Source organism: Leptolyngbya sp. AS-A5 (genome assembly GCF_039962495.1).
In the GTDB taxonomy this organism is placed as follows: domain Bacteria; phylum Cyanobacteriota; class Cyanobacteriia; order Leptolyngbyales; family Leptolyngbyaceae; genus Leptolyngbya.
The window spans coordinates 115,450-128,187 of sequence record NZ_JAMPLL010000011.1; the positions used below are offsets into that span (position 1 = coordinate 115,450).

Genomic DNA, 12,738 nt, shown 5'->3' on the forward strand with positions numbered 1-12,738 from the left:
ATCTCCGACTTTAGTCGGAGATCGGATCTTAACTAAAACATAATCTATAACCTGACGAGTCCACGTTTGATACCAACAATAACGGCTTGCGTGCGATCGCTCACTCCCAGCTTGTTCAAAATATGAGTCACATGGGATTTGACAGTGCTCTCACCAATATTTAAGGCAGTTCCAATATCTTGATTACTCAACCCCTGCGCTATTAAACGGAGCACTTCCAACTCTCGTTCACTGAGTACTGGAATGTTCATCCGCTCTACCAATTTCCTCCCTACAACCGGAGAAACGTACTGCTGACCACTATGAATCACACGAATGACACTCAGAAGTTCATTTGGTTTAGCATCTTTAAGCAGATAACCCTGAGCCCCTGCCTGCAATCCTCGATAAATATCTTCATCTCCGTCATAGGTGGTTAGCACAATAATTCGCGCTGACTCAAATTCAGCACAAATCGCAGTAATGGCTTCAACTCCTCCAATTCCTGGCATTCGTAAATCCATGAGAGTGACATCAGGCTGGTGTTCACGATACAAGTTGATTGCCTGCTGCCCGTCCTCCGCTTGAGCAACCACTATCATTTCTGGATCGTAGTTAATGATGTTTGCCAATCCTTCTGCAACGAGGGAGTGGTCATCAACAATCAGAACCCGAATTTTAGTGGATTGACTCATGATGATTTTCACCCCCGATTGATAGTGACAACAATTTCTGTTCCTTGTCCAGGTTGACTTTGAATTGTTAACTGTGCGCCAATTCGCTCTGCCCGTTCGCTCATTCCCAACAAACCAAAGCCGCCTAGCGATGAAATGCTTCCAACCCCAAAGCCCTGTCCATCATCTTTAACGCGCAAAAGACATTGAGCATCGTCATACACTAGCTCAACCAAAATTTTACTAGCATTGGCGTATTTGATGGCGTTTGTTAAAGCTTCCTGACCAATTCGGAGTAAGCAATCTTCCACTTCGGACGGTAGAGAGTAAACTCCCCCCTTGCTTTCGTAGATCAAAGTGGTTTTGGTCGTTGACCGCATTTGAGCCACAAGGCGATGTAGCGCACTCTGTAAGGTACTCTCTTCCAACAACTGAGGGCGGAGCGCTACCACTGAACGCCGAGCTTCAGCAAGTCCGGTTCGCGCTAGTTCATCAATTTTTTCCAGCCTTTCTAGATAGATCTGAGCAGATCCCGAATCATCAACTAGCATTTGTGTTGTAGATCCCACATGAAGCAAAATGCCTGTAAACGCCTGCGCTAAGGAATCGTGAATTTCTCGTGCCATGCGGTTGCGTTCTTCCAGAATCGAGGCTTTTTCGGCACGTCTGCGATCGCTGATGTCTGTAATCAGCCCATAGTATCCTCTCACCTGCTCATTAGCATCAAAATCAGGGATGAAGACCGCACTGATGTATCGTTTACCAATTGGAAAAAGGATTTCTGCTTCCAAGGGGACGGTTTGCCCTTCAAACACCTGATTGATATAGGGCTCAACCCGCTGATAAACCGCTTCACCGAGGAGTTGACGAACAGTTTTGCCCAAAATCTCATTACGGCTACGGTTAAACCAGACTTCATAAGTCCGGTTGATAAATTGATAGCACCGATCGGCGTTTACATAACTGATTAGAACCGGAAGAGCGTCAGCGATTAGCCGGAGTTCCTGTTCTCGACGGCGCAGTTTTGTTTCACTTTGCTGTAAAGCGGCTGTCCGTTCTGCAACCTGTTGTTCCAGGGTACGGTTGTAGTCAGCGAGCAGCTTCTCTGCTTGTTTGCGCTCAGTAATGTCTTGAAAGGTTACGATCGCATAAACCACATTCCCCTGTTCATCAAAGACTGGAGTACCCCATCCCTCCACTGGAATTCTTGTACGTTGGTGGAGAATTTCCATATCATCAATTCTGGTGCGTTCACCGCTCAACGCCCGAATGATCGGTAGGCTCTCATTCGGATAGGGCTGATCTGTGCCTGCCAAGTAGAGTTGATAAGACTCTGCAATATGATCCCGTGGTATGGAGGGGTCAATCCCTTTGCCCATTAGTTGAATTGCCCGTTGATTGGCGTAGTAAGGGCGACCCGTCGCATCCAATACTGCAACACCCACTGGAATCGCTTCTAAGAACTGGGTCATCTGACTTTTGCTGGCGCGTTGCTCTGCGTACAGTTTGGCATTCTCGATCGCGATCGCTACCTGAGTAGAGAATAGATTTATAAGTTGCGATCGTTCTGCTGTGAATGCTCCAGTTATCAAGCGATTTTCCAGATACAGCACACCAATCAGATTGCTTTTATTCAGCAATGGCAAACACAAGACTGATTGAACTTGATGCTGTTGAAGATAGGGATCATTGATGAAATTGCCTTCATGCGTTGCATTATTGAGGATGACTGTTTCATGAGTCCGAATCACATAATGAATAATCGATTCAGGCAAACGATTCGCCATTGGAACCGATTGCAACACTTGTGTCGTACAAACGCGTTCCCCATCGCGCAGTTCGCAAGCTGCCTCAATCGTCCACTCCCCTGCATTTTCTAAAAGTAGACATCCAGTTTGCGCCCCAGCATTCTCAATTAGGATCTGCATTAAAGAATGAAGTAACTGTTCTAGCTCAATCTCACTTGAAATCGCTTGAGATACTTTCATCACCGCTGCTAAATCAAAAGCAACCTGTGAGGTGTTAGAAATCGTTCTATCAGTGGTGTGAACTGGTATAGGAGGCACATTTAATGACTGAGAAAAAAACTGAGGATAGCGAGTCTCTAAATCTTTAGCTTTTGCGATCGCGCCCCACCGCTCATAGCAGTAATGGGCTTCTTTCATGTAGAGTTGGGCAAACTTTTCTCGACCACGAGCCAAGTAATGTTTGGCAGCTAACTCATAGCTTAAGGCTTCTTCTTGAAGATACTCGTTTTCTTTAGCACTTTGAATGGCTTGTTCGTAAAACTCCTCTGCCTCAAAAAACTGACCCAAAACTCGCGCTTTCTCTGCCTCAACTAACTGAAATTTATGCAAAAAATTCATAGGGGCGTGTTGTGCCCATTTCTGCATCTCCTCCTGGTTGGCATTGACACGATTTAACCAGGTCTCTTTTTCAGAGTTTGAAGCATCCGCCCACAAGCTCAGAAATATTAAGGAGTCATAGAAATGAAATACAGATACAGAGAATAATCCTGTGGCTGCACTTAAATATGGTTCTGCCAAAGTAGCCGTTTTTGCAGCTTGCTCATACTCCCCGAACAGATAGCATAAAATCAGTTTATTTAAATAAAAGTAGTGGAGGCTGGTTCCATCCTTGAGCGAGATCGTCCATGACAGTGCTTCCTCTTCGTCAAAGAGACTACCCATTAAGCGACTTGGGTTTTCAGATTGACCTCGCAGGATAAGGATTGTTTGCTGCAACATTGCTAGCCAAGTGGAAAGAGCTTCTCGTCTAATTTGACTGGTGGCTTTACGATAAATTGCTGTTTGCTGTTTCAGTTCTGTCAGTTCATGTCCTGCAAAAAAGAAGTAATAACATACGATAACTGCACAATAACTCGCGTATTCAAACTCTCCACTTTCTATACCGCTTTGATAACCCTCAGCTAAATCAAGGAACGTCTCTTTAAGGTGGGCTTTCCAGTAAATGATACTAGAATTCACCACCAGCGATACTTTGCAGTTACTTCTCTTGTTGTTTGATTGTTTCACTAAATTCAAGGATAATTTGCCAAATCGATAGCCCCGCTCAAAGTCTTGTACAACTCCACATAGCATCATGCCATAGGCAGCATAACCGAGCAGCGACCAGATAGCGTTTCCACTGGCGATCGATAAATTCACCATCTTGCACACAATCAGCACCATCAGAGCGGGTGCCGAAATCTTAGCCGCGCCCAGTGTGCCTGCTAAAATGTAGATTGCCGCCAGTGGAACAGGTTCAGTCATCTCTGGCAAATCAATCAAATCTTCGATTTCCCGCCCAGCCAATCGTGCAGCGGTTTCCTCTAATCCGGCTTGAACATCTAACTGACTTGGAGCTTCTACTAAACTAATCCCCAAGCGTTGCAGTACTTCCAAGCCAGTTTTAAGTGCTGCTTTAGGGTCTCCCTGCGACAGCCTGGCTTGAATTCTGCTATCGTAAGCTCTCACTTGATCGAGCACCGTCTTCGCACGGTTGAGCACTTCTTCTACAAGTTGCTCCATATCGTCGAAGCGACCACTGAGGTATGCTGCCTCTGCTGCCTCTGAATGCAACGCCAAAGTCAGGTTATAGTCACGCTGCCAACTCTCTACGTCAAGCAGTTTAAGTCCTGTATTGAAATACTTGAAAGCTGCTTCATAAGCCGTCGCTGCCAGCGCTTTCTGACCCGCTTGCAGATTCAGTTTGACAATCTCATTCCGTTCAGATTGCTCAGTGATTAATTCGGTTCCATAATTCAGATGGTCAACGATTTCAAACAACCACTCTGCTAACTGCTCTGGCGAAGCCTTTTCGAGTAAAGTGCGACCGATTTGCAGATGTACTCCTTGTTTCTGCGACTCATCGATTAGAGCATAGGCAGCTTGCTGGACGCGATCGTGCAAGAACTTATACTCTTGAACTAACAAGTTCTCGTCTAACTCAGAGAGGGGTTGAATGAGTCCAGCTTGAATGGCTGCCAACAGATCCTGAAAAACCGTTTTAGGCGATTGCTTAAAGACGATCGCCAACGTCTCTAAATCAAATTCACCTCCAATGCAGGCGGCTAATTGAAGAAGCTGCTGAGTGTTTTCTGGCAGTTTTTTCAACTTGCTCAGCAGCAACTCCACTACATTATCAGTAATATTCTGAGTTTCAATCTGAGCAATATTCCACTGCCAGCCTCGCTGTTCGGGATTAAAGCTCAAGAGATCTTCACTGTACAACGATCGCAAAAATTCGCTCACAAAGAGCGGATTACCTTCGGTTTTGTCCAACACCAATTCGGCTAGGGAAGCAACAGTGTCAACATTTTGATGTAGCGTCTCGGCAATTAACTGATTCAGTGGTTCCAGTGTGAAGGGTGCTAGAACGATTTTCTGAGGCACTATCCCTTGCTTTCGTAAGTTTTCCAATGACAACGCTAGTGGATGGGCTGAAGTGACTTCATTGTCACGATAGGCTCCAATCAGAAACAGTGCTTGGGTTTGCTCATCGAGCAGCATCAGTTCGATTAACTTCAGCGTAGCAGAGTCAATCCACTGCAAATCATCCAGGAAGATGACAAGCGGATGATCTTTAGCACAAAGCACCCGAATAAACTGCTGAAAGAATCGATTAAAGCGATTTTGTGCTTCCGTTGCCCCAACTTCCGGTACGGGTGGCTGTTTGCTAATAATTAACTCAACTTCAGGGATAACATCAATGATGAGTTGTCCGTTACTTCCTAACGCTTCTAGAAGGCGAGATCGCCACCGTTGTAACCGCTCATCTGGTTCACTCAGCAGTTGCTGCACCAGTTTTCGTAAGGCATCAACGATCGCGCTGTAGGGAATATTATGCTGCAACTGGTCAAACTTACCTGAGATAAAATACCCGCGCCTTGCTGTAATTGGTTTGTAGAGTTCTTGCACTAAGGCTGATTTACCAACCCCAGAGTAGCCAGAGACTAACATCATTTTGAAGGACGCGGGGACATCTTCATTCTCCGCGTCTCCCCCTCTCCGCGTCTCCGCGTCTTCTCTCCCTGCTACTCTCTCAAACGCTGCCAATAATGCTGTAAGCTCTACATCCCGTCCATACAGCTTCTGAGGAATTTGAAATTGATCGGAAACATCTTGCAAACCCAGTTGAATGAGATTAATTTGATCACTTGCTTTTAGTTGATCAGCACAATCCTCTAAATCTGCTTTAATGCCCCAAGCACTTTGATAGCGATCCTCGGCATTCTTCGCCATCAGTTTCAAGATAATGTCTGAAACTGGTTTGGGGATCTTAGGATTCAATTCACACGGAGGTATAGGGGGTTTAGCAAGGTGACAGTGGACGAGTTCAAGGACATCCGTTGTCGGAAACGGCACTTGTCCGGTGAGTAGTTCGTAGAATGTCACTCCGAGCGAGTAGAAATCGGTGCGATAATCGATTGAACGATTCATCCGCCCAGTTTGCTCTGGAGAGAGATAAGCAAGGGTGCCTTCCAATACATGTGGACTTTTGAACGTAGGATTGGTGCGGCTGAATTGAGTTGCAATGCCAAAGTCAATGATTTTGACAACGCCAGTATTTGGATTGAGAATGATGTTACCAGGATTAATATCCTTGTGAATGATATTAGCAGCATGAATTCTGCCTAAAATTTTGCTGAGATTAATGGCAAGAGGAAGAAAATTAGATACAGGTGTGGGGCAGAAAGTCTCTGGGTACTGCTGTATCCAATACTCTAGGGACTCCCCCCCAAAATCTTCTAGAAGAATGACGAGCGTACGTTGATAGTCCTGTTGACTATATGCTCTGATTACGCCTTCTACGTCCAGAGACCGGGTAATGGCATATTCCTGCCTGTAGCGTGTTAATTCTTGGGGAGAAGGGTAATCCTGCTTGAGCAGTTTGATGACGATCGCTCGACTATCTGCCTCTCTAACACCTCGATAGACCAGAGATGCCGAACTCTCATAGATTTTACTTTGGGCAGTGATTCCGGTCAGAGCAATCATAGAACTCCCTCAAAATGAGTGCCACGAGTCATGCCGCCAATTATATCGATCTCAAAAGAATTCCGAAAATTAAGACAAATCAGCAAATCAACAAGATCGTGATCTCGCTGTCTAACTAGCCATACAATAGGACGAAACGAAACTCAAAGAACTACTCTGAAAGCTTTAGGAGAGGTTGCAAAAGAAGTATAAGCTTTCCTTATTCAAGAGGTTTGAACTTTCGGCAGAGGATTGCTTCAGATTTGGACTTTTGGCAAGAGAATGCTTGAATCAGGTAGAAAAATGAGGCCACGCTTAACGGAAGAATCGGTGTTTCAAATTCGACTGTGGCAAAAGGATGCCTTATTGAGCGGCAAAAGCTTGGCTTAAGTCACAAGTGGAACGCCACTGTAGGGGGTGCTCGTTTTGTCTATTCTAGAAAGGCGAGCACGCTTATGAAATCTAGCTACAACCTATGGAAAAGCGACATCTAATTTGCGAAGTAATTATTCTGATTTAAGTTAAAGAATGGCTTGTCTGGACTTTTTGAGAAAGCGATCGCTTCTAGGAAAACTAGCTCTACAAAAAAAAAACGACATGTAAATAGCGAAGAATTTTTAACTAAAAAACGATGCTTAATTTGCGAATGCTACTTTGCGACGCTTAATCTGCGAATGCTTCTAAATGTCGCTTTTCCCGGAAAAATCTTTAGAACCCCTGCTAGATAAACATTTCTGTTCATTATTTAATGCGAAATTGTTTCTAAGATAGCGACATTTAATGTGCGAATGTGCAGCAGGTTTCGTCATTTTTGCATTAATTTCTGAGGTTTCCTACTCTCAGCAAAGAACATTTTGGGGACTTATTGAGAAGTTTAGACCCAACGTTGGTAGAGAACTGGTAGACGACAATTAGACGAATAAAAGCGCAGCGCGATCCTGCTGCCCTCGTTTCTACTTGCGTAAGTCCTGACAGCGTTGGTTCATCCAAACGTTGAATATCTAAGCTCATCGCCCAATTAGGCAGCCGCAGTCCTGAACTGCGTTCAAGCCATTGGATTTGACCCCGTTCTTCTATGGGGTTGTGAATATTGGTACTGGCAGCGTAAACAAGGGCGCGACTCCTGGTGGACAGGAATGGGACAACTGCTGCGTTCTTGAACTATTTTTATCTCATTTTGTTGCGGTTGCTCATCGCACTTGTCGATGGCAATCGTTATCCTGAGACAGTGGCTATCTTGCTTCTTGCCCATGAGCAAACCGCATTTTTACCAATCTTCTAGCCTCAGACACACGTGGAGGTTGGTCAATCTGATTCTACTAACAATCGGCTTTATAATCCCAGTCGTTCAGGATCAAGAGTTCGGCATGATCAACTACTTGCACATTCTATTTGTGCTGGTGCTATTCCTACCCGGTGTGATTTTTCAAGCGATCACGCTCCCCGGAAAGCTACCAGGACTTCTCCTTTACGCAGGAGGCTTGGTTAGTCTCGTTAGTCTTTTGGTCTATCTGCTTTTGGGGATCATGACATTCGGCTTGCAGAGTTTATCCGTGCTGAAAGAAAGCCGAAGAAGAAACCTGCAATCCTTGCTGCTCATCACCCTAAGTGGGATTGGAGTCTTTGCCATATTATTTCTTTGGCAGGAACATCTGGCTCATGGCGCCGCGATCATGGTTGTGGCACTCATTTCCTGCTGGATACTGGAATGGCTCGAACTCCAATCAGCAAAACTAAGACAAAAGCGCTAGGAGCCCGATCGCGCCTGCAAGAATTCTAACTCCAATTTGAGGGCACAGAATGCGCCAGTCACAGGTTTTGGAGCTTGAAGATTGGGGATCACTGGGGGAGACGCGATCGCCGATGAGATCGGATGCACTAACAGCGTGATCAAACAAGAACAACTTGCTAACAAAAATAACTCTAATCGCTTGGTCTTCATTCTTCTGACTATTCGCACAATGGGCAATCTGCTCTGCCACAATAACAAAATTTCGCCAGAATAATGCGCTTGTGTTGCAAATCTGGTAACGAGCGATCCCGTTCAAATTAAGGCGTGAGTCGTTCTTCTACCTAGGCTTGACTTAGAGAAAGACTGGTACTAAACTACTAATGGTGATCGGTGAGCATTCCGAACTTGCTTACATAGCCTTAGTTCTGTCCCTTCACGATTCCACTCAACCTGGTCAAACACTTGATACAGAATGTACAAACCTCGTCCAGATTCGCCTTCGTGTTGGGGAAGGTGTTCTTCTGCCTCTTCTACACAGCAGCATTCAGGCGCTTCAAATCCAGATCCCTGATCTGAAATAATCCACCAGTATTCGTCAGCAACCATTGAAAACTGAATCAGGACTTTTTTGCAGGGATCAAGGCAGTTTCCATGCTTTGCAGCGTTGACAAGAGCTTCCTGCAATCCCAACCTCACCTCAGCTTTCCAGCGGGCGGGAACTTTTGACAGCAGAAGATCAAGAATCGGAAGAAGATACAGCGTTGAAGGAAAGCTGACCGTATTCCAATTGCGTCCAACCGGACGAGGAGACATCGCAATCACTCGGAGAACTCCGTTGCTTTCAAATGGATCAACACATAGATCATTTAGCAATTGCACTTGGGAAAACTGGGTTGCTTCTAGAGAAATCAGCTTGGTGCTGATTGAAGAACCTTAGAGTTTTTATCCTGCTTTACTGTCAATTCTGTACCTAAAAGAGTTAAGCAACCTTGTTATAAATTCGCAAATTTATTGAGGCTTTGCAGAAGCGAAACACGCTCTGTAGGCCTATGTCTTCATCCTATACCAAAATACGAGGGCTGAGACACGAATTTTTACTCATATTTCTGTCATCGTCGCCGATAAACTCTTTCTTCTAATCGTCGAAAATCCTGGTCAATTTCCGCCCAAAGCCGCCGATTGTGGGGATCAGTGCGGAGAGCCTTTTTCAGGTAAAGCCGCGCTTTTTCATAGTTGCGCTCCTGAATGAGATGTTGTGCCCAGCGGTGATAAGTAATCGCTTGCCATTGGCGTACATCTGGATGATCTGGGAAGCGCTGGGCAAGTCCTTCCACTAGCGCGATCGCCCGTGGGAATTTTTTCAGCTTGAAGAAATCCTGCAATTGCTCGTAGGAGGTTTGTAGCAATTGGCGATCAATCAGGGAAAGTTCGGGTGCGGTTTGGGGATGAGTTATTTTAATGGTCACTTTAGGGGGTTCTGCCGATTGGGGTTCTGCCGATGGTGCTTCAGTAGGGTCGGGCGGCTTCTCAGCGATGATCCCCAATAAAAACTGGTACGCCTCGGTGATGCGAATGAAGCGTTCTTTGGCGCGATCGTCCTCCGGATTCATGTCCGGGTGTAATTGCCGCGCTAGTTTACGGTAGGCAGCTTTGATGTCTTCGTGAGTTGCTCCCGTCCTTAGCCCTAACAGTCGGTAAGAATCAGCAATATTCATAGATACAAAAAAAAGGGCAGAACTTATTGCATTCTGCCACTTCTTTATCAAATTGGTGTAGCGTGTGTTTGACGATTAGACCGTTTCGATGACGCGATCGATCAGTCCGTATTCTTTCGCTTCTGCGGCGGACATAAAGTAATCGCGATCGGTGTCTTTTTCGATCTTCTCGAGCGGTTGTCCGGTGCGGTCTGACAGCATTCCATTCAACTGGTGCCGCATCCGAATAATTTCTCTAGCTTCGATCTCGATGTCGGTCGCTTGTTGTCGTCCGGTTCCACCCAAGGGTTGGTGAATCATGATTCGAGAGTGCGGCAGTGCAACGCGCTTTCCTTTGCTGCCAGCGGCGAGAAGAAAGGCTCCCATTGAAGCGGCAAGCCCGACACAGATTGTGATCACTTCGGATTTAATGTGCTGCATCGTGTCGTAGATCGCCATTCCTGCGGTGACTGATCCCCCAGGAGAATTGATATATAACTGGATCGGTTTGGTCGGATCTTCGGAATCGAGATAGAGCATGATTGCCACGATCTGATTCGCGATATTGTCATCGACATCTTGGCTTAAGAAGATAATCCGCTCTAAGCTTAAGCGCTGATAAATATCGATCCATTGCTCGTATGAGCTACCCGGTAAGCGATACGGGACTTTTGGAGTTCCAATTGGCATAAGACAATCTCTTGATTAAACGAGGGCGGGCAATTGTTTGGGTAACTCTTTAGTGCTGGTGAGAACCCGATCGATCAGTCCATAGTCTTTTGCTTCCTGAGCGGTGAGATAGAAGCGTCGATCGAGATCCTTGCTGAGTTTTTCGACAGTGTGACCGGTGTTGAGCGACAAAATTTGCAGGAAGGTTGCACGATCGGCAAGTACCTTTTGGGCATCGACTTGAATATCGGTTGCTTGTCCTCGCGATCGTCCATACTGCGGAGATAAAACAATCTCAGCATTCGGTAAGCTCAGGCGCGATCCCTTTGTACCGGATGACAGCAGCAACACTGCACTACTCGCTGCCATGCCCATACAAATCGTATGCACCGGCGCTTTGATGTACTGCATTGTGTCGTAGATCGCCATGCTTGCCGCTAACGAGGACACACCGCCACCGATCCGCTCACCATACGAATTGATGTACAGATAAATAGGCTTGGTTGCGTCTTCTGAATGGAGATACAACAGTAGCGCAACAATGCTATTCGCAGTATTGTCATCAATCTCGCCATCGAGAAAGATAATCCGCTCGAATGCCATGCGGGTGTAGATATCGACCCACTGCACATATTGGCTACCGGGAAGACGGTAAGGAACTTGCATAAGGCTCAGTGAGGGGGTGAATTAAGTCAAAGCGGCAACAGGTTTGGGCAGTTGCTTGGTACTTTCGAGAACTCGATCGATGAGTCCATATTCTTTCGCTTCTTGCGGTGTCATATAGAAGGTGCGATCGGTGTCTTTAACGATTTTCTCGATCGGTTGTCCAGTGTTCTTAGACAGGATGTCGAGGATTGCAGCTCGGTTTTCTAGAACTTCTTTCGCCCGGATTTGGATATCGGTTGCCTGTCCACGTGTCCCCGATTTCGGTTGGTTGAGAACGATCGTCGCGTGCGGCAGACTTGCCCGGAATCCCTTGGTTCCCGCCGAGAGAATCATTGCGGCTGTACCAACCGCCTGCCCGATACAAATCGTATGCACCGGAGGCTTGATGTAGCTAAGGGTGTCACAGACTGCAAACGCTTCGGTTTCAAACCCGATCGTTTCACCTTCCCAGGAAGTTCCGGTTGAGTTGATGTAGAAATAAATCGGCTTTTCTGGATCGTCGAATTGCAGATACAGCAGTTGCGCGATGATCAAGCGGGTGTAATCTTGGTTGGGGTTTCTACGATATTCATCGATCGAGTGCAGGGGGCCGCCAAGATAAACAATGCGCTCTTTCAGCATCAGAGATGCTAAATCGGGTGGGGGCGTGCGGTAAGAGGCATCGCCATAATAATTTGAGGACTGAACAGCCTTAATCGGTGATTCCATAGCAGTTGCCTGAAACAATTTGCCTATAAGTGGCGGTTTATTCATGGTAGCGCGTGGAACGAGGAATAATACAGCCCAAGCCGAGCGGGACGAGTTGGGGAATCCGTAATTTTTGTGCGGCTAGATTTTGTAGAGGGACTGCCGCAATAAATCTTTAAGGTATGGGGGCGAAGGGACTTGAACCCTTACGACCTTGCGGTCAACGGATTTTAAGTCCGTAGCGTCTACCATTCCGCCACGCCCCCAAGACAATATTCTGAATTTAGGATTACAATTCAGAAGCTTTCCAAGAATATCACTAGATTTGCAGGATTGGTATAGAAATTTGTGAAACGATCGCAAATTAAATTTCACTGTTTGATTGGGGGAGCGCGATCGCACGAAAGCGCTAGGATAGAAAAGTTGATATCCGGTTGAAACGCATGGATGTAGCACTTCTATACCTCGCCTTGGGCGGCGCTTACCTAGTGGTTGTGCCCTTAATCATCTTTTTCTATCTGAAGTCGCGTTGGTATGTGGCAAGTTCAGTTGAGCGGGGCTTTATGTATTTCATGGTGTTTCTCTATTTTCCGGGAATGCTCTTGCTTGCGCCGTTCTTGAATTTCAGACCGAAAGCGCGACAGATAGAAGCTTAGAAC

At 46.1% G+C, this 12,738-nt stretch carries 10 protein-coding genes and 1 tRNA gene; 2 read left to right on the forward strand and 9 right to left on the reverse strand.

The window, feature by feature from the left end:
• Positions 1-44: 44 nt before the first annotated feature.
• Both NC980_RS14670 and NC980_RS14675 read right to left on the reverse strand, forming a co-directional pair.
• Positions 45-674 carry a response regulator transcription factor gene (locus tag NC980_RS14670; protein WP_190379275.1) on the reverse strand — a complete coding sequence of 210 codons (630 nt, stop codon included), beginning with the start codon at positions 672-674 and terminating at the stop codon, positions 45-47.
• Positions 675-682: 8 nt separating this feature from the next.
• Positions 683-6,652 carry an AAA family ATPase gene (locus tag NC980_RS14675; RefSeq protein ID WP_190379276.1) on the reverse strand — a complete coding sequence of 1,990 codons (5,970 nt, stop codon included), beginning with the start codon at positions 6,650-6,652 and terminating at the stop codon, positions 683-685.
• Positions 6,653-7,998: 1,346 nt separating this feature from the next.
• Between NC980_RS14675 and NC980_RS14680 the strand changes: the two genes are divergently transcribed.
• Positions 7,999-8,382: a hypothetical protein gene (locus tag NC980_RS14680; protein WP_190379277.1), complete on the forward strand. Its 384-nt coding sequence runs from the start codon at positions 7,999-8,001 to the stop codon at positions 8,380-8,382.
• On the opposite strand, the gene NC980_RS14685 is transcribed toward NC980_RS14680, so the two are convergent.
• The 7 genes from NC980_RS14685 to NC980_RS14715 form a co-directional block, all read right to left on the reverse strand.
• Positions 8,379-8,573, reverse strand: coding sequence for a hypothetical protein (locus NC980_RS14685; RefSeq protein ID WP_190379278.1), 195 nt, complete (start codon positions 8,571-8,573; stop codon positions 8,379-8,381). The two genes, NC980_RS14680 and NC980_RS14685, sit on opposite strands and share 4 nt — an antisense overlap.
• Positions 8,574-8,732: 159 nt before the next feature.
• Positions 8,733-9,185 carry an ATP-binding protein gene (locus tag NC980_RS14690; RefSeq protein WP_190379311.1) on the reverse strand — a complete coding sequence of 151 codons (453 nt, stop codon included), beginning with the start codon at positions 9,183-9,185 and terminating at the stop codon, positions 8,733-8,735.
• Positions 9,186-9,472: 287 nt separating this feature from the next.
• Entirely contained in the window at positions 9,473-10,078 is a 606-nt protein-coding gene (locus NC980_RS14695) for a J domain-containing protein (protein ID WP_190379279.1), read from the reverse strand.
• A 75-nt stretch (positions 10,079-10,153) separates the two neighbouring features.
• On the reverse strand, positions 10,154-10,747 hold the full coding sequence (locus NC980_RS14700) for an ATP-dependent Clp protease proteolytic subunit (protein ID WP_068385955.1): 594 nt from the start codon (positions 10,745-10,747) through the stop codon (positions 10,154-10,156).
• Positions 10,748-10,762: 15 nt separating this feature from the next.
• Positions 10,763-11,392 carry an ATP-dependent Clp protease proteolytic subunit gene (locus tag NC980_RS14705; protein WP_190379280.1) on the reverse strand — a complete coding sequence of 210 codons (630 nt, stop codon included), beginning with the start codon at positions 11,390-11,392 and terminating at the stop codon, positions 10,763-10,765.
• Positions 11,393-11,413: 21 nt separating this feature from the next.
• Positions 11,414-12,100 carry an ATP-dependent Clp protease proteolytic subunit gene (locus tag NC980_RS14710; protein ID WP_190379281.1) on the reverse strand — a complete coding sequence of 229 codons (687 nt, stop codon included), beginning with the start codon at positions 12,098-12,100 and terminating at the stop codon, positions 11,414-11,416.
• A gap of 162 nt (positions 12,101-12,262) precedes the next feature.
• Positions 12,263-12,345, reverse strand: a tRNA-Leu gene (locus NC980_RS14715).
• A 177-nt stretch (positions 12,346-12,522) separates the two neighbouring features.
• On the opposite strand from NC980_RS14715, the gene NC980_RS14720 reads away from it, so the two are divergent.
• Positions 12,523-12,735: an NAD(P)H-quinone oxidoreductase subunit L gene (locus tag NC980_RS14720; protein WP_190379282.1), complete on the forward strand. Its 213-nt coding sequence runs from the start codon at positions 12,523-12,525 to the stop codon at positions 12,733-12,735.
• The last annotated feature ends 3 nt before the right edge of the window (positions 12,736-12,738 follow it).